Origin of the sequence: Limosilactobacillus reuteri subsp. reuteri (assembly GCF_000016825.1) — a bacterium.
Lineage (GTDB): Bacteria > Bacillota > Bacilli > Lactobacillales > Lactobacillaceae > Limosilactobacillus > Limosilactobacillus reuteri.
The window spans coordinates 50,789-70,220 of record NC_009513.1 but is presented as its reverse complement, the minus strand read 5'-3'; the positions used below and the strand labels follow the sequence as shown (position 1 = coordinate 70,220).

The window sequence follows — 19,432 nt, the reverse complement described above, 5'->3', positions numbered from 1 at the left end:
AAGAATTACTTTAATTCAAGCTTCTTACCGTCAAGATCAATGGTAATTGGGTCACCTGATACAAGGTCAATCTTAGTACCATGCTTGTCAACCTTAACCTTCAAGATCCGACCACGGAACATTTGACGGAATTGGTATGAATCCCACTTCTTAGGTAAGAATGGTGCATAGTGTAATTGACCATCACGAACACGCATACCAGCAAATCCTTGAACAATATCAAGCCATGAACCAGTCATTGAAGTGATGTGAAGTCCATCAGAAGTATCGTTGTTGTAGTTATCAAGGTCAAGACGTGCTGAACGTTCATACAATTCAACGGCCTTGTCTTCGTAACCAATATCAGCAGCGATAATTGAGTAAACGGAAGCAGAAAGACTTGATTCGTGAACAGTAAATTGTTCGTAGAAGTCGAAGTTGTTCTTCTTTTCTTCCTTAGTAAAGTCATCGATGAAGTCCCAGAGACCTTGGATAACGTCACCTTGTTTTACGTATGGTGAACGTAAGATCTTATCCCATGACCAGTGTTGGTTAAGTGGTAATTGGTCACTTGGAATTTCAGAAACTGGAGTCAAGTCCTTGTCCATGAAGCCATCGTTTTCTGGGAAGATGTCCTTTTCCTTGTCGTAAGGAAGGTACATGTTGTCTACAATACCCTTCCACTTACGCTTTTCGTCTTCTGAAACATTAAGCTTCTTAGCTACCTTTTCATCTACTTGGTCTAAGATGTCAAGGGTGTATTGAAGAGTCCAGCGACAAAGAAGGTTAGTGTACCAGTCGTTGTTTACGTTGTTGTCGTATTCATCAGGACCAGTTACGGCATGAAGCATATACTTGTTCTTGTTTTGGGAGTAGTGAACACGGTCAGCCCAGAAACGAGAAATTTCAGTAAGAACTTCTGCCCCTTCGTTAAGAACGTATGACTTGTCGCCAGTGTACTTAGTGTAAAGGTAAATGGCAAAGGCAATGTCCCCGTTACGGTGAATTTCTTCAAAGGTAATTTCCCATTCGTTGTGACATTCGATACCGTTGAAGGTAACCATTGGGAATAATGCACCATCAAGTCCTTGTTCCTTAGCGTTAACAAAGGCACCATCTAATTGCTTGTAACGGTACATTAATAAGTTACGTGCAACTTCTGGGTCTGCAACCCCAAGGTAAACTGGAATACAATAAGCTTCAGTATCCCAGTAAGTAGCACCACCGTACTTTTCACCGGTGAATCCCTTTGGACTGATGTTAAGACGGTAATCTTGACCGTAGTAAGTAGAGAAGAGTTGGAAGAGGTTGAAACGAATACCCTGTTGAGCTCCTTCGTCACCTTCAATTTCAACATCAGACTTAACCCAACGATCTGCCCATTCTTTAATATGTGGATCGAGTAAATCGTCAAAACTTTGATTATCAAGTTGGTCGCCTAATACATCCAAGTTCTTTTCAATATCTGCTTGAGAATCGTAATCACGAGAAGTCATTACGATACTACGCTTTTCAAAGTTAACTTCTTTACCAGCAGCTACAGTACCAGCAAATGTGTTGTAAGCGTGCTTTTCGTCAGTACCATCATCTACGTGGTCAAGGTTAGTCTTTGAAGTAGTCTTCATTCCAACGATGAATTGTGGAGTACCAAAATCATTCTTCTTAGTCATAGAAGTTAATTCAGCATGTTCGCCATCAGCAGACTTGCCTAAAACGTTCCAGAATTGTTCATCGTAGTTAGCGTCTTCGTTATATACATCAGCATCAATCATGCTGGTAATTTCAACCTTAGCATCACTGTCGCCACGGTTCTTAATGTGGAGACGTTGACCAACTAATTCTTTTTGGGTAACACTAACAAAACGTTCAAAATTGAAGTACATTTCAGTACCACCAATTTCAACAGTAAAGCGTCGTTCTAAAACACCACGCTTCATGTCAAGATCAAGCTTAAAGTCTTTTGGTGTTTGCTTTGCTAAGTCGAGTTGTTCACCATTAACCTTAATGATTAACTTCATGAAGTTGACAGCGTTGATCATCTTACCAAAGTACTTAGGATAACCATTCTTCCACCAACCAACACGAGTCTTGTCAGGGAACCAAACTCCACCAAGGTAGATACCTTCCATGTGGTCACCACTGTAACCTTCTTCAAAGAAGCCACGCATACCAAGATTTTCATTGGCTAAACTAGTCATTGATTCTTGTAAACGCTTGTCTTGTGGGTCCCATTTGTGAGTAGCAACATGCCAAGGGGCAATATCAAATGTACGTTTCATTTAAATCTCAATTCCTTTCATCTGAAATAAAGGTAGTCTTTAACCTGCCTTTATTATAACTTAATTAATTTGTTTTATTAAATAACTCCTATTCAGCATAAGTTTCCTTGATTGTGGCAACTGAAAGAGCTCCAAGAGCCATTACGATACCAGCAAGGATAAACATGTGAACTTGTGAGTGTCCAAATAATGGGAATAAAACAAAACTCAATATTGAAGCAACAATCTGTGGTAAACAAATTGAACCGTTGAATAATCCAAGGTATGTACCCATGTGCTTACCAGTCAATGCGTTTGTAACAATTGTTAATGGGTAAGTGTTCATCGCAGCCCAAGCAATTCCGACAAGGGTGTATGAAACAATCAACGTCCATTGATCATGAACAAAGAACACTGAAATGAACCCAAGAGCACCAAGAAGTAAACTACCACCGTAACCAAGCTTGTGGTACTTGTTTGGCACCTTAGCTAATACGTATGACCAAATAACCGCAGCGATTGATTGAACAGCCGCAAGCACACCGTACCAGTTACCAGCAGCCTGATAACCAGCAGAGGTAGCATCAACAGTATTCCAAACATTTTTGGCAATAGCACCAGCTGAGTATGTCCAAAGGTATTGGAATGCAAACCAGCAGAAGAATTGAACAAGGGTAACTGTCCAGAATGCTTTTGGAGCATGCTTCAAAAGTGTAAACCAGTTTCCACCTTCTTTGTTGTCATCTTCAGTAATGCCATGGTACTTTGCATAAGTTGCTGGATCATATTCATGAACCCGGAAAACTGTAAACAAACTAGTAACAACTAACAAGGCTGCTCCAACGTAGAAGGCGATAATAACTGAATCTGGAACAACGCCTCGTTTTGCAGTGTTACGAACCCCAAACCAAGCAGTTAAGATAAATGGGAAAACAGCAGCTAACACAGCACCTGTGTTAGATAAGAAACTTTGAATCCCATAGGCATAACTCTTTTGGTCATCGTTAACCATATCACCAACCATCATCTTAAATGGCTGCATTGCCACATTTGATGAAAGGTCAAGTAAAGCAACAGTAATTGCACCGAACCAAAGGGCAGCAAGCGAACCATACCCGAAACCGAAACTTCCTGAATTAGGAAGCAAAATCATAACGATAACAGCTACAATCATTCCCAATAGTAAGTATGGCAACCGCCGACCACCTAATTTTAGTGCCCATGTACGGTCTGAATAATAACCAATGATTGGTTGAACAATCAAACCAGCTAATGGTGGTAAGATGAAGAACCAGCCAAGGTTGTTAGGGTCGGCCCCAATAGTTTGGAAAATCCGACTCATTTGAGAACTCTGCAGAGTAAAAGCTGTCTGAACACCAAGGAATCCAAAGTTGATCATCCAGATGGTACTCTTTGATAGAGTAGGTAATCCAGCCCCCGTGGACTTTTCTTGACTCATTGCTAACAACTCCTTAACTTATAAAATAGTTCTAAAAGACACTTGTGATTATTGTAAGCGCTTCATGAATTATTGCAATATTAATAATATCAAATTTAAAAATTTTGCGCAACCGCTTGCGCAAAATTTTAGAAAACGGTTGCAGATTTTTATAATTTAAAGTTCTTACTGTTTAGTTTCCGCCAAGCAGGTCCGTTATAGTTAATTATTTAAAACATATTTAGCTTAATAAAATAAAGAAGGCAAGTAATAGAGAAAAACTTCAAGTTTCCTCAATTACTTGCCTTTTACGATGAAAGTTATTCTTGGTACTAAATTTTCTTAAGCAGAACCGCTTCACCCATTCCGCCCCCGACACACAGCGAAGCAATGCCGAGTTCATGATTATCCCTATGCATTTCACTAATCATCGTGACGATAATTCGTGCTCCTGAACACCCAACAGGATGGCCTAATGCAATTGCCCCACCCCAAGGATTGACAGCCCTAGGATCAAGATGAAGCAAGTTCTGACAGACAAGGGCTTGGGTCGCAAACGCCTCATTAATTTCGTAAGTATCTACGTCATCTGCCGACAGCTGCTGATTTTTTAAGAGCTTCTTGATTGCATAATATGGTCCCAAACCCATCAATGCTGGATCAAGACCAACAACTGCAGATCCTTGCCACTCAGCCAATGGAGTTAATCCTAATCGGTTGACTGCACTTTCAGAAGCAAGAACCAAGGCAGCTCCACCATCATTAATTCCCGAGGCATTCCCTGCAGTCACACTTCCGTCAGATTTAAAAGCTGGTTTTAATTTTGCTAAAGCCGCTAGTGAAGTATCTGGTCGTGGAGCTTCGTCAACAGTTACAGTCACTGTTGTTCGTTTCTGCTTAACTTCAACTGGTACAATTTCTGAATCGAAATAGCCTGCTTTTTGAGCCTTTACCGCACGTTGGTGGCTCATCAAAGCAAATTCGTCTTGTTGGTGACGAGTAATCTGATACTTATCATTGATATTTTCAGCAGTAATTCCCATCGGATAACCGCCATAAACATCATTTAATGCATCACTTTGCATCGCATCAAGCAAGGTTCCATTCCCAAATCGATAGCCATTCCGTGCCTTAGGAAGAACATATGGAGCTTGGGACATACTTTCCATCCCCCCGGCAACAATTACATTAGCCTGTCCTGCGCGAATCAAACTTGCTGCCAGGTCAACACTGGACATTCCCGACGCACAGACGTCATTAATCGTTATTGCCGGAACCTGCTCACCTAATCCAGCGGCCATTGATGCTTGACGCGCTGGATTTTGTCCCGTTCCTGCTTGAATAACATTCCCCATTAACACTTGGTCAATATCGTTTTCGCTGAGCTTTGCCTTTTCAACAGCCGCTTTAATTGCAATCGCTCCTAATTCAACTGCAGACTTTGAAGCTAACTGACCGTTAAACTTACCGATTGGTGTTCGCTGAGCAGCAACAATGTAAACCTTCTCCATTCCGATTTCCCTCCATGTAAAAATAAGAGAGGACCGTGGCAAATAATTCCGTGGTCCTTTCTATCAACTATTTATTTTAAAATCAACAATCCGATACTGCTCTTCTGGATTAAAAAGCAATTCGACCGCTTGCTGACCCAATTTGCGGGGTTGTAAGTCAACCTTTTCTTCTTGATTAATTAACATCCCCATCAACCGACTATTGTTAAAACAAATAGTTGGTAAATTAAATTCTTGTAGTTGCCGTATTAATCGTACCAGTAACAAGTCATCAACACAAACAATTGAATCGATTTGCGGATGTTGTTTAATAAAATCTTTAACTGCGGTCCCCGTTGGTGAATATCGCCAGCTAAGAGCAGGAAGTTGATGATTTTGCATACTCTGCTCATAACCTTGATGCCTATCTTGTTCAAATGCCCAATTACTTGCAGATTGAAGAAAGACGGGGTGACTGACCTCCTGATGATCCATCAGATAATCAGTCGCCGCTTGCCCTGCCGCTACGTTATCATTGTCGACAAAGCGATCTTGGACCTTATCCGGGTGACCGATTACCACAAAATTAAGGTTATTTTGGCGCAGGTAATTAGTAATGGGATCATCCTTAACCGTATAAAGTACTAAAAAGTTATGCACCTTCGACTGTTCGACCATCGATTTTACGCTTTGTAAAAGGTCGGTCGTAGTTGGCGCAATTGCCACAACCATTTCATAGTGAATCGGCTTTAATGCCATGCTAATTCCCCGTAACAGGTCAATATGGAAAGGGTTGGCAGGTGCTGTATCACTGGTTACCGGAAAAATAATTCCAACCATGTTTGATTCGCCCCGTGTTAGGTTCTGTGCATTGTAATTTGGTTGATAGCCCAACTCTTTAGCAATCGTCGCTATTCGTTGTCGTGTTTTTTCACTAATTCGTGGATTATGGTTTAAAGCTCGAGAAGCAGTCGAAACCGATACCCCTGCTTTTTGTGCAATATCTTTAATTGTCGCCAACTAATCACCCTCTTTTGTAAATAACACGAACTCTCCTAATTCTAACAGGTAAAGCCCCATTTGGACAACTGGAATCCCTTCCATTAGGTTCAAAGCTTCTTTGTAGAGCTCTAATTGTCCCCGGTAGCGGTCCTTTATCCGTGCCAGATCAAAGTCGCGGTAATCTTTATTAAGGTGATCGTTCTTATAGTCAACTAGAATAATTCCCTCGTCAGTTCTTAAGTAGCCATCAATGATTCCGTGAATTAAAATACGCTCATCATCGCTAACATTTACCCCTTTAAATAATTCATGACCATTCATAATCATTGAGAAGGGTACTTCGCGATGATAATCTGCGGGATGCTTTAAGATCTTCTGACCAACAGCGGTCTGATAAAAGGCCACTATTCCCTCACGATTGATCCGTGCTGCCACAACTGGATTGATCAATTTTTCTCCTACCAATTTTTGAATTTCTTGATCAACAAATTCAACGTTAATCAGGCCTTCATCAAGCGGAAGTTTTTGGAAAACAAGGTGAGTTGCTGTTCCAATTTCTGTTGCTACTGGTTCATGAGTAGTCTGTTGGATGAAAGCCGGGACATCAAAGTTATTATTTAAATAAATCCCTTGTGTCTTTACCTTTTGTTGTTGATCATAATCCCACCGCGCCATATCACGTGTATCAGGATCTTCAAAGACTCGTTTTACATCTGTAACAGATTGGTAAGCAGTTGTTTTAGTAGCGACAAGATGGGGGTAACGATAGCGCAAAATTTGCTCAATCTTTTGTTCAGAAGCATCAGTTGCGACTGTATTGTTCTTTTCCGTTACATTAGCACTAGCATTTTGCCCAATTTTTGCCAATCCATCGCTAACATCAAGTGCGGTATATGTTTTTGCAGTAAAGTGAGGATCAGCCGCCAAACCAGTAACTTTAGTATCAGCAAGTGTGCTTTCTTCTAACGTGACATTTCCACGACTCAATTGTTGCGCGTTGAATTCTGGATAACGAGCCAGGGCAAGGCCGACCCAGTCCATAAATGAATTTGCAGTGATCCGTGGCTGCGGGCCAATTAGTAAATTCTTACTCTGATAAGCTTTTTGCCACCGCTGCCATGACCCAGCAAGACTTTGTGTCCGCATTTCTTCATTAAAGGATCCCGTAATAACTAATCGTTGTTCCGCACGGGTCAGTGCAACATAGAGAACTCGAAGATCTTCTGCCCGTTCGCCGCGCTGGATTTCTTCAATCACTGCTTGTCGTTGTGGCGTATCATAAATGACCCGTTGATCATCCATGTAACGAATTCCTACCCCGGCAACAGCATCGACAACTGCATTTTCACGAGCTGCTCCTTTGTTAAAACCATGCGTGGCATCAATTAGAAAGACCACGGGGAATTGAAGACCTTTGCTTCCGTGAATTGTCATAACATTAACCGTATTTGCAGTTAACTGTGTCGGTGCTACTCCTAAATCTTTATCATGTTCCTGCATTTTCTCAATAAAGCGAATAAATTGGTAAAGGCCCTTAAAACTGCTTTGTTCATAGGAGTGCGCACGTTGGTAAAGGGCATGAAGGTTTGCTTGTCGTTGGTGGCCTCCTGGCATTGCTCCGACATAATCAAGGTAACCTGTTTGGTCATAGATCTGCCAAATCAAGTCAACAAGGGTTTGTTGCTGAGCTGTTTGTCGAAAGACACGAAGCAAACCTAAGAAGTGATCTGCTTTTTCATAAAGGGCATTTACCTGTTCAGAAGTAAGAAGCGATTGATGGCGAAGAGCCTTTCGCTGGTAATTACTCATGAATGTTTGCAAGGCGGCGTAGTAATCGACAGATCGATTCTGAAGACGGATAAAAGCTAATTCTTGATTAGTTAACCCGACAATCGGTGACCGTAAAACCGCAACTAATGGAATATCCTGTTGTGGATTATCAATTATCTTCAACAAGGACATCATTACTCGCACTTCAGTAGCTTGAAAATAGCTTTCAACATCGTGAACTGTCAATGGAATATTAAGTTTATTAAACTCTTCCATCAATGAATTATTAATTGCCTTTGTCCGCTCAAGCAAAACAATATCACCGTACTGAATTGGATGCATCTGCCCATCTTCTGGATGAAAAATTAACTCTTGATTTTCGACCATCTGCTTAATTCGCATCCCGATCATCCGAAATTCTCCAGCTAATTTATCATCCTCATGTTCAACATCTTCTTTTTCTGGATCAAGGGCATTAGCGTCATACAGTAACACTTCTGTTGGGTGAACCTTATTATCTTGATTTTCTTCGTAATAAGTTGCCGCATATTTTAAATGGGCATCTTCATCGTAATCAATTTCACCAACTTCCCTATCCATGAGTTGTTCGAAAAGAATATTGGTAAAGCTCGTTACATTAGTCATCGACCGGAAATTTTCTCCCAGAACAATCGCTTCCCCGTCGCTGCCTTGACGATAGTTTTGATATTTCCCGAGAAATAATGTTGGATCAGCTTCACGGAAGCGGTAAATCGATTGCTTAACATCCCCCACCATAAATAGGTTCTTGCGTTCAGGAGATGTCAATTTCATCAAAATACTTTCCTGAAGACGGTTCGTATCCTGATATTCATCAATCATAATTTCCTGATAATGATTTTGCAGATCTTTGACAAGGGTTTGCCAGTTTGGCTGGTCGTCTGGTGGCGTTAAAATGGCGTACGCGTAGTGCTCCAAGTCACTAAATTCAAGGACATGCCGATTCAGCTTAGTTTGTTGGTATCGCCGACGGAAATTAATCGTTACCGCGCTCAATTCGCGTAAAAGTTCCTGGGCATGCGTTGAAATTAATCGAAATTGGTCTTCACGGTAATTAAAGAAGCGATCGACTAACTGATCAAATTGCTTTTTTATCCCTGTGCGAGCACTTCCTAGTGATTTATATACTTCCTCAGCTAGCTCATCGTCTTTCGGTTTACCACCCATTCGTGCAAATTTAGCATTAGCAAATAGGTCCCGAATAGTATTCCAAGTAGGTGGCTGCAATAAGTCTAAAAGCTCCTGCATCATCTGCTGGTCTTTTTGCAATGAATCAACAGTTTTAGCGTCTAATTGACTTTCCGTTGCTTTGCTTAACAAGTCTGTAAATTGATCACTGAAAGTCGTTAGCTCAGTTAGCAGCTCTTCTTTTGCAATTGGTTCCTGTGCTTCCTGCTTTCCCAAGTAAGTACTAACCATTTGTTCCCACTGCTTCTTTAGCTGATTACGCTGCTTTTGAATGTCTTTAAATACATCAATCCGTGGATCATCTGCCGCTGGTCGTCCCCGAAAACTACCAAACTTTTGCTGCGCCATCATTTGACAAACATCACTGACGGTAATCCCCCCTAGTGAAGAAAGAAGTTGGTGCATCAACTCTTCATCACTCTTAATAACCTCGGCTGCTTGGTCTAGTCCGTTATCACTAGCTCTTGTTACTAATTCACGATAATCTTGAATGAACTGATTGAGCTTTTCGATGACTAGGGGCTTTAGCTGTTGTTGATAAAAATTAGATTCTAATAGTGAGCCCGACCCTAAATCATAATTATCTGGTAATTTTTGGAGCCACTTTTCGGGGTCAGGCTGGGCATTAGCAATTTCATATAATCGTAAAATCAAGTCGTCGAGTCCTTGGTCATCACGATCACTAGAAAAGTTGAGGACTAGTTCGCTAAAGGAAGCTTTTCCCGAAACTTTTTCTTCAGCATTTCTATATAATTCTTCGCTAACTTCATGCCAGACATCTTCTTGAAGTAATAATCGCTCCGTTTCATCAGTTAAAAGCCGAAATTGTGGGTCAAGATCAATTAAGTAGTAGTAGCGCTTTATTAACTTTAAACAAAAAGCATGAATTGTACTGATATCTGCAGCCGCAAGCCGGTTAATTTGATTACTCATCCGGTCACGTAAATCTTTGGGATTAGCGGAATCTTGTACTATTTTCTGCAAGGCTGCCCTGATTTTATCCCGCATATTCTTTGCTGCTGCATCCGTAAATGTTACGAGCAGCATTCGATCAATGCTTTGCCCTTCTTTAATCAATTCAATTGTCCGATTTACTAGCACAGCCGTTTTTCCTGATCCCGCGGAAGCTGAAACTAGGATATTTTCGCCACGGTCATTAATCGCCTTGGATTGAGCAGGCGTTGGTTTAAATCCAGCCATTACTTCTTATCCTCCTCATCATCGTCTTGGACTACATTATCAAATGCTTCTTTTGCTAAATTAGGATTTAAGTCGCGGTAGTTTTGCTGGTCAAGCATATTATCAAACTGAAATACATCTAAAAAGTCACTATAATCAAGTCCTGTGCGGCGGTTGCTTCCAGTTAATAACCGGTAAGGATTCAGTTTCAAGTCACCACTCAAAATTTGATTACCCGCATTAATTACAAGTTCCTTATTCATGTTTTGCAGCCAATCAAGTTGCTGCGGAGTAACGAGAAGCGCTTCTTTATTAGCTTTGATTTTTCCATTCTTATATTCCTTAAGTGGGTATAAGAATGCTTGTTTATCTAAGCTCTTATCTAACTCCCGCAATAATTGTGGATCATTCAAGAGGATTCCCTTGTATTGGTGCTCTTTTAATTTCAAATCATCAAGGGAACTTTTCTTTAACTCAGCAGCCTTAATTGTCGGATTATTCAAACGAAGATATAATGCCCCTGCCAGTCGAGGATTATTCGTTTCCAATTCAGTTAAGTTTGCCTGTAACCCGTTAAGATAGGTTAAAAGTTGGAGAGAGAGTCCATAATAAGCCGAAGTGAGGTCAAAAAGATGATTACTCGACTTATAGTCAACGACCGTCAAGAAATTATTGTTTCCTTGCTTAAGATTATCGATTCGGTCAATTCGTCCCCGCAGATAAATATGATGATTATCTTTAAGCGGATAATCAAGAGAACCAAGGTTGCCCGGCTGTTGGTTACCAATTCTTCCAAACTGAACTTCGGTTTTTACTGGCTGCGAGCCGGTATATTCAGCTTGGCGGCATAATGTAATTAACATTGTTTTAACAATGGCGGTTAATTGCTGATATTGGAATTGGGCTTGGGCTGAAGAATTAATGAGACGCAATAAAGTTGGCTGATTCTCTTGCGCTGTAACTAATGCATGGTCAATCAGCTGGTCACGTTGCATCTGATTATCTTTGTGGGCAAGGTCTGCAAATGACAAATTATTTTCTCGAATTGTTGTAACAAAAGTCTCCATTGCTTTATGGAAGAAGGTACCGATACGGTCATTAGATAAGGTTAACTCATCTCGTTTTTGCAACCTCAAGCCATACTTAAGGAAATATTCGTACTGATTAATATAAAAATCTTGCAACTGCGAAATCGAGGCATATAATACCCGCCCGCGCTCATCATCTGGAGCTGCCCGGAGATAAAGTGCCTGAGCCAATTTATTTCCCAGGGAATCAATCTTATTTTGATAATGGAAACCAGCAGCAACTAAAGATAGACGCTGACCTAGTGATATTCCTTCTGCTTGAACCTTAGCATCCGCTGATTGTTGCCATTGCTTAGCTAACTTAACCAACGATTCAGCAACTGTTTGCCATCCAACAGGCATGACCGGTTGACGATCAATGCCAACCCCTTGCTCATCACGAATTTGTCGGCTAACTTCAACTAACCGGTTTATTGTTGCAAGCGGGGCACTAACAAAATCAATAGCATTGTCTTGTCCGGCCTTGCTAGTAGCTAATGGATATTCACGAACCGGTTGACCAAAGTAGCGAGCCATATCGTGCATATATGGCGATATACTGAGTTCCTTATCATCACTATCTGATTGCGGTGCCGAGAAAATCAACTGTTCCTTAGCGTTCATAAAGCCAGTATAGTGGACAAATGGCTCATCAATCAGTTGGTCAATTGCCGTTCCAGGAAGGTATTGGAAATCTTCATCAAGATAAGCACTCAAAATATCCTTATCTTGGTCCGTTAGCAAACTATCACTTTCTTGCATCTCAGGCATCACATCATCAGTTGACCCAATCATAAAAACTACTTTTCGGTTTTCACTTTGGACAATTCCAGTTTCAGAGACTACCACTTGGTCTAACGTTGCCGGAATCTGAGAATACTGGGCCGCCGCAAAACCTGCCTGGAGCAATTCACTGAAATCTGCAAGGACCTCATTAGTTCCATCTCGTAGTTCTTGTTGGCCCAAGATTTCCACATATTCTTGGAGAATTTGGCAAAAGGTAGTCCAGACTTGTTGTGGTTGGCGCGCGAGATCTAAATCTCGGGTACTCTGGTATTGCTGCCAAGCATATAACCGGTCTGTAACTCCCATGGCAGCTAAGAACTGGTATAACGCAGTGGCAAGTTCTTGTCCTGTTTGTGCTTGTTTAAACTGGTCGAAAACTGGCAGTAAGTGGTTTGCAACAAAATCTTTTACAAGGGCTAACTGGTCATTTAATTTTTCTAAACGTGACTGTTCATACTTTGGATCTGTCAGGTTCGTTCCGGGCGCCTGCCATAATTGCTTAATCTTTTCTGGATCATTAGTTGTCCAAGCATTTTTTCCCTCAATTGCCTGCTTAAGGCACCAATTCTCAGTAGTAAAAACTGCTGCTTGGAAATCACTTAGCCCCATCAGATCACCAGTGCCTGTCCGTGGAACAAGTAACCATGTCTTCAGCAATTGGATGATATCTGCTGTTCGATAGCCTCGCTGCGGTAATTCTAATAATGTTGTGAGGAGCGTTACTAGCGGATGATTATCCATCAAGCGTTCATGATCATTAAAAACTGGAATATTATGTGCCGCAAAAACCGGTTCAATCATTGTTTGATAGCCGTCAAGGTGGCGACTAAGGATAAGGAAGTCACGATAACGATATTTACCACTAGCAACTAATTGGCGAATCTGGGTAGCCACATTATTTAATTCAGTCATCCGATTAGTGGTTGTCATAAATTGAATGTTTTGGGGATCAAGAAGCTCTTCTCGCTCGCCGGGGCCAATTGGTTCACTTGCATAACGCTTAAAATACGAATCAACTTGTTGTAATTCCGCATCAACACGAGGAGTTGTCGCAAACGCTACATTTTGCAAAACCTTCACTTCTTTTTGATGCATTTGACCAAATTTCCACAAACGGTGAAATTGCATCGCGGAGGAATAGAATAAATTATTTTTAGGAGGAAGTTCCTGGGGATTTGGATGATTCTGGTCTGGGTATCCACGATCAAGGGTTAAAGAAATAGTTGTCGATGCGGCATTAGTAATTAATGCATCAACTACTTGTTGTTCATTTGCAGTAAACTGAGCAAAACGGTCAATAAAGAAGTGCATCTTAGCGACTTCTGGTGATTTTTGAAGGTAAGACACTAATTGCCGGTATAACTCACTATTACCAATGTACCGGTCACGCAACCGGGCTTCATAAGCATGATATATAGTTTCAACATCATACATTTTAGCGAGCCACGCCTGATTAGCTGCTGGATCATTCGCGGACTTCACCCGGTAAATAATATCAGTTAAGTCATCGGCGGTTATGTTGGCATTTTTTAATTCTTCAAGCTGAGCTGTCATCTTTTGAATAAAGCCAGGTTGTTTTACTTCGCTCGCATATAAACGGAGATCACTTGCCTGTTCTTGAACAACTTGAGAAGTTAGCATCGCCATCCCAATTTTAGAAAGGTGTTGTTTTTGAAAAGCTGGAGTATCTCGTAAAAGGTACCAAGCAAGCCGGCTAAATGAAAGTACCTGTACGCGTGAAGAGGCGAACCGATCACTCCCACTAAGTCCTTGGCGATCACGAAGACCAGCAAGAACATTAATTTCAGTTTCAAACTTAATATGGTTGGGCACCAAATAATAAAAGGTGTCATCAGCAGGTGTATTCTTTACCTGGTCAACTAATTGATCAATCAATACTTGCTGATGATCCATCGCTGCTGTTCCTAAAACAAATCCCAGTGTTCCCATAATCTTTAATCCTTTCTATCGCTTAAATTGCTCCTCTAATTTTATCATAAAACGAACATATATTCTTTAGCTAAAAAACGGGAACGAGCCAGAAGCCACTCGTGACTTCTGGCTCGCTCCCTCTATCATTATAAAATTGGAGACAGCAGACGTGACACCGTTTGCTTAACTCTTAACCAGCGCGGTTGCTCAGCAAACATTGCAGGTGTAATTACCCGGCATTCACGAATATCATTAACAAAAATCTGCTCAAGATCGTCTACTGTATTTTGATTATAAATAAAGGCATTAATTTCGAAGTTTAATTTAAAACTCCGAAAGTCAAGGTTAGCAGATCCAACAGAAGCCATCCGACCATCAATCATCATTGTTTTGGCGTGAAGGAAACCCTTTTGATAGTAATAAATTGTTACACCATGATTAGCAAGCTCACGAGCATAATACTGCGTTGCTCGATATACAAAGGCATGGTCAGGCATTGACGGAATCATTATCCGTACATCGATTCCTGAATGAGCCGCTACTTTTAATGCATCCAAAATACTATCGTCGGGGATCAGGTAAGGAGTTTGAATCCAAATATGATCTTGCGCTGCATTAATTAGCCGTAAATACCCCATTTTAATTTTTTCCAATGGCGCTTCAGGACCGCTAGAGACAGTCTGCAATGCAACATCCCCATGAACTCTAATTGGTTGAAAGTAAGGATGGTAATGCACAATCTTATCTTTATCCTTCTTCATTGATGCATTCCAGTCGCCAATAAACCGTCGCTGAAGACCATAAACGCCACCGCCGACAATTCGAAGATGGGTATCACGCCATGGACCAAATTTAGGAACGCGTCCTAGGTATTGGTCCCCAACATTAAAACCACCAACATACCCAATTTCACCATCAAGAACAACAATTTTCCGGTGGTCCCGGTAGTTTATCCGAAAATCAAAGAAATTACTTCGGGACATCAGAAACGGGGCTGCATAACCACCGACTTCCCGTAAATGATCATAGAAACTTGGCCAGACTCCCATTGATCCCCATGAATCGTAAAGAACTCGCACCTCTACTCCCTCAGCCGCCTTTTGTTCAAGCAGAGTTCGTAATTCATTACCAATTTGATCATTATAAATTGTATAAAACTCAATATGGATACTCTTTTTCGCAGCTGCAATATCATCAAACATTTGCTTAAAAAGCACATTACCATTTGTAAAAATATTAACAGTATTGTGCCGCGTCAAAAACGAGTCATCAATACTTTGAAAAAGCATGATGGTCCGTCGATAAATCTGGACGGTTTGGTCTTTGGGCTTCGGCATATTGATGAATTGCTGCTTCTGCTTTTCTAGTGCTTGTTTTAATTTTAGCTGCGTTTGTGATTTTATTCGGGCTAATTGTTTATGCGGTAATTTTCGCCCAAAGAAAGCATATAGAATAAAACCAATCCCAGGAATCAGCATTAACACTAACAGCCATGCCCAAGTTGCGGCAATATCTCGTTTTTCACGGAAAACAGTATAAATGGCTGCAATTTCATTGACGAGAATAACCAGTAGCAAACACCACCAAATAATTGTCCATGTTAATGCCATCGCTTATCCTCCATTCATCTCATTGCTTTTCATTCTAACGCAAACCACTTCTTTCTGAAATATAATCTCGCCTATTTTCTCCGCTGAATAAGGCTAAATGTCGTACAATAGAAATATTATTAATCAAGGGAGGATACTAATGGCAGAAATATATTTGCGCCGCGCCCAGGCCCAAGACTTAGCGGCAATCATGAAGATAATTGATGATGCAAAGAACCTTCTAAAGAAAAATGGCAGTCCGCAATGGCAAAACGGTTATCCAAATCGAGAAACTTTTGCTCAAGATATTGCAACGCAAACAAACTGGGTATTAATTAATGGTAATAAAGTAGCGGCAACTGCGACCCTTCAGCTCACCCCAGAACCGACTTATCGTAACATTACACAGGGACAGTGGCAACAACCAGATGAACCTTACGCTACCATTCACCGGGTTGCCATCAGCAGTAATTATCGCGGACAAGGACTTAGTAAATTGCTCTTTTCTAACTTGCTAACAGTTGGCCAAATGCAAGGAATTAAGAATTTCCGGATCGACACTCACCGCAACAATAAAGCGATGCAACACATTGTCGAAAATTTCAACTTTAAAAGACGAGGAATCATTAAAGTTAATGACCAAAATGATCCCGAGCGATTAGCCTATGAACTAAACTTAGGAAGCCATCATAAGCTTACTCGAATCAATAATAATTTTATGCAACCATTGATTGATAAGCTATAGGACGCACAAAGAAATGACATTTTTAAACAACAAAGAGGTTGGGAAGTTCCCAGCCTCTTTGTATTTATTAACCGTTTTGGATTAGTTGTGGCGCTTCTTTGAGCTGTAAGTGATACCGAGTGTACCAAGTAATGCAGTGGCAGCTAAAGCAACAATTGACATAGAAGATTGATCAACCTTTTGTGATGATTCACTCTTCTTAGCAGGAGTTTGCTTCTTAGCAACAGTGTCAGCTTTTACAACTGATTTTTCATTGTTGTCTGCTTTAGTGGCTTTATTATCAGCAGTAGAAGCAACCCGTGTTTGTGTACCATTATTTGTAGTAGCAGCAACTGCAGCTGTTTGTGTTACAACTGGTGCAACTGCAATTGGCGTTTGCGTAGCTGTCTTTACAATCGATGGTGCTGAAACTGGTTGAACGCGTCCAGTAGTTTCAGCTTGTAGACGGTTTGTAACCGTTGGGAAAGCAACAGTATCAACATTGCCATCATTAGCTGCTTTCACTGCTGTAGGAAGAACAACAGTATTATTTGCTAACCGAACTTCATTAGCTCTCTTAGCATCTTCACGTTGTTGAATAGCTGCTAATTGAACGTTGAATTGTTCAGCAAGTTTGTTATAAGCAGCCTTATTTTCAGCCTTTAATTCAGCAAGAACAGCATCACCATGGGTAATAACTGCTTGGTGTTGATCTTGCAATTGCTTGATTTGTGGGTCAATGCTTGGAACAAGTTCATTAATCTTAGCATCAAGCTTTGCATTTTCAGTTTTCTTAATATTAGCGATCTTAGCGTCACGATCAGCAGCAAGCTTTTGTGCGGCTACTTGATCAGCCTTTACTAAGTTTTGGTAGGCACTGTCTAATTGAGCCTTGTAAGCTTGAAGGTCAACAGCTCCAGTAGCCTTAAGAGCAGCATCACGAACACTAGCTGCCTTAGTAACTGCAGTATCATAGTTAGCTTTTACTTGAGCCTTCGCATCATTATATTGTTGTTCAAGCTTATTTAAGTTAGCTTGGTGGGCACTAGCTAATGCATCAAGAGATTGTTGTGCTTGTGCCTTAACATTAGCTAATTTTTGTTGTTCGCTAGCAGTAGCTTTTTGCACATCAGTAGCAGTTGGCGTAACTGTCTTTGTCCCCGGTACTTTATTAACATGATATTGAGCAGTCTTAATAGCATTTAATTGTGCATCTACAGTTGAAGTTCCCCATACATTACGATTTTGAACTTCTTTAGTTAAGTTAACATCGTGATCAATGTTAAATCCGACATGATCAAATGTTACAGCATATGATGGGTTCTTGCGATCAGAAACACCTGAACCATTCTTAGCAGTCATTTCATCAGTTAGCTTTTGGAAGCCAATTCCCACAGTGCGAACACCAGCACGAAGAAGATTAACTGCATGTCCACCGATGTGTGTTGGGTTTACCAATTCACCATAGTACATACCCTGCATTGAGTTGTAGAGATTAATAGCGTAATTTAGAAGAGTTGGCGTCCCAGCTTGCATAGTAGTTAAGTTTTCATTAACGTCAGTGTAAACTGTCTTACCATTAAATTCACTTGTTAAACTCTTTTGCAAGTTTTGGGTGGCATTATTAATAATGCTACTATAAGTTGCTTCAGTAGGCATTCCACTGCTGATAACAGTATGACTATTATTATCAACATTGTACTTTGTCCGGTTAGCAACAACTTGGTTAGCAATGTTATCAGCAAAGTCAGTGCTTACTAAATCAACTGGAGCAACGTTCACAAAGCCATCATTCTTATTAACCGCATTGTAAAATTCACGGTAGTTTTGGAAAACATTGTTACGGAATCCATTTTCCCATGAAAGAGCTAATGCCCGTAATACTTGAACTTGGGCAGCTGTTAATCCATCAGCAGAAACTTTTTCTGAATGATCATTTTTAGTATCGTAACTTAATAGACCTGGTTGGAAATCTAATGGCATCTCTGAAATATCATGTGGAGTTGAGTCAGCAGCCTTATTTGTAATTACTGCACTATCAGGATATTCACCATAGTAAGTATTAGCAAATTCAGGATAAGTATAATCAGATACAGGAATAGCACCATTATAGCCACGAACTTCTAGATGAATTCCGTATTTTGCTACATAGTCAGGAACCTTAACATCTGTTTGTGGTTTAGCAACTCGGCCAGTAACAGCAACATCGTTAGTAGTTGCAACTTCATAAGGCTTGTTAGCATTAGCAGTTGCGGTTGCAAGAGATGCTTCAGCATTTTTAACATTTTCTGCATTAGTTGCTTGTTGAGCAGATAGCTTACCTTGGTAAGCATCATTTTCCTTAGCAACAGCTGAGTTGTAATTATTGACAGCAGCCTGTGCTTGGCTTGTCTGCGTATTAGCTGCATCACTTAAAGCTTGTTGATATTGTGCATTGATATCAGCAATAGCTTGTTGATTTTCAGCAGCTTGACTAACAGCTTGTGCGTACTGTTGATCATTTGCTGCACGTTGAGTGGCTTCGTTTTGTTGTTGTGCGTTAATTTGTTGTTGGTATTCAGCATTAGCAGCTGAAGTTTGTGCTTCAATAGAAGCAGCAGTAGAAGCTTGTGCTTGTGCAATAGCACCGGCTTGTTCTTGTTCTAGAGCAGCATGACTAGCTTTTAATTGATCAATTTGTGCGTTGATTTGTGCAAGATCCGCAGCATTTGATTGCTCGTTGGCCGTAGCTTGTTGAGCTTCTTTACTATCATTAGCTGATTGCAATTGTGCAAGTTGCTGATCAGCAGTTGCCCGAACTTGGTCGTAAGTAACTTGGTCATTACTTACTTGTGCATTATTTTGACTATTATCAGCGTGTACATCTGTCGTTGAAGTGGTGGTAACGACACCTGCTGTCAAGATTGCCCCCGCAATCAAAGCAGTTGAACGCCAATTATTTGTATTCGAATTTCTCATTTTAATAAACCCCCGTTTATGAAAAAATATTCA

General features: G+C 40.7%; 9 protein-coding genes. 1 reads left to right on the top strand and 8 read right to left on the bottom strand.

Features of this window, described 5'->3' with window-relative positions:
• Nucleotides 1–5: 5 nt before the first annotated feature.
• The 7 genes from LREU_RS00280 to cls all read right to left on the bottom strand — a co-directional run bounded on the left by LREU_RS00280 (nucleotide 6) and on the right by cls (nucleotide 15,738).
• Nucleotides 6–2,258 (bottom strand): glycoside hydrolase family 65 protein, encoded by a 2,253-nt coding sequence (locus LREU_RS00280; RefSeq protein WP_003669571.1) that lies wholly within the window; start codon nucleotides 2,256–2,258, stop codon nucleotides 6–8.
• A gap of 88 nt (nucleotides 2,259–2,346) precedes the next feature.
• Nucleotides 2,347–3,696 carry an SLC45 family MFS transporter gene (locus LREU_RS00275; RefSeq protein WP_003669570.1) on the bottom strand — a complete coding sequence of 450 codons (1,350 nt, stop codon included), beginning with the start codon at nucleotides 3,694–3,696 and terminating at the stop codon, nucleotides 2,347–2,349.
• A 311-nt stretch (nucleotides 3,697–4,007) separates the two neighbouring features.
• Nucleotides 4,008–5,186, bottom strand: a complete 1,179-nt coding sequence (locus LREU_RS00270) for an acetyl-CoA C-acetyltransferase (RefSeq protein ID WP_003669568.1) — start codon at nucleotides 5,184–5,186, stop codon at nucleotides 4,008–4,010.
• Nucleotides 5,187–5,249: 63 nt separating this feature from the next.
• Entirely contained in the window at nucleotides 5,250–6,185 is a 936-nt protein-coding gene (locus tag LREU_RS00265) for a LacI family DNA-binding transcriptional regulator (protein WP_003669567.1), read from the bottom strand.
• Complete coding sequence (gene addA, locus LREU_RS00260; protein WP_003669565.1) at nucleotides 6,186–10,364, bottom strand: helicase-exonuclease AddAB subunit AddA; 4,179 nt, start codon at nucleotides 10,362–10,364, stop codon at nucleotides 6,186–6,188.
• On the bottom strand, nucleotides 10,364–14,146 hold the full coding sequence (locus LREU_RS00255) for a PD-(D/E)XK nuclease family protein (protein WP_003669564.1): 3,783 nt from the start codon (nucleotides 14,144–14,146) through the stop codon (nucleotides 10,364–10,366). Before LREU_RS00255 ends, addA begins: the two co-directional genes overlap by 1 nt.
• Before the next feature lie 128 nt (nucleotides 14,147–14,274).
• Nucleotides 14,275–15,738 (bottom strand): cardiolipin synthase, encoded by a 1,464-nt coding sequence (gene cls, locus LREU_RS00250; RefSeq protein ID WP_003669563.1) that lies wholly within the window; start codon nucleotides 15,736–15,738, stop codon nucleotides 14,275–14,277.
• Nucleotides 15,739–15,877: 139 nt separating this feature from the next.
• Between cls and LREU_RS00245 the strand changes: the two genes are divergently transcribed.
• Entirely contained in the window at nucleotides 15,878–16,462 is a 585-nt protein-coding gene (locus tag LREU_RS00245) for a GNAT family N-acetyltransferase (RefSeq protein ID WP_011953359.1), read from the top strand.
• 81 nt (nucleotides 16,463–16,543) lie between these two features.
• On the opposite strand, the gene LREU_RS00240 is transcribed toward LREU_RS00245, so the two are convergent.
• Nucleotides 16,544–19,399, bottom strand: coding sequence for a hypothetical protein (locus LREU_RS00240; protein WP_003669559.1), 2,856 nt, complete (start codon nucleotides 19,397–19,399; stop codon nucleotides 16,544–16,546).
• Nucleotides 19,400–19,432: the final 33 nt, after the last annotated feature.

Coding starts and splice junctions, on each gene's coding strand:
- LREU_RS00255 (WP_003669564.1), bottom strand. CDS start 14,146: ATGGGAACACTGGGATTTGTTTTAGGAACAGCAGCGATGGATCATCAG.
- LREU_RS00275 (WP_003669570.1), bottom strand. CDS start 3,696: ATGAGTCAAGAAAAGTCCACGGGGGCTGGATTACCTACTCTATCAAAG.
- addA (WP_003669565.1), bottom strand. CDS start 10,364: ATGGCTGGATTTAAACCAACGCCTGCTCAATCCAAGGCGATTAATGAC.
- LREU_RS00280 (WP_003669571.1), bottom strand. CDS start 2,258: ATGAAACGTACATTTGATATTGCCCCTTGGCATGTTGCTACTCACAAA.
- LREU_RS00240 (WP_003669559.1), bottom strand. CDS start 19,399: ATGAGAAATTCGAATACAAATAATTGGCGTTCAACTGCTTTGATTGCG.
- cls (WP_003669563.1), bottom strand. CDS start 15,738: ATGGCATTAACATGGACAATTATTTGGTGGTGTTTGCTACTGGTTATT.
- LREU_RS00270 (WP_003669568.1), bottom strand. CDS start 5,186: ATGGAGAAGGTTTACATTGTTGCTGCTCAGCGAACACCAATCGGTAAG.
- LREU_RS00245 (WP_011953359.1), top strand. CDS start 15,878: ATGGCAGAAATATATTTGCGCCGCGCCCAGGCCCAAGACTTAGCGGCA.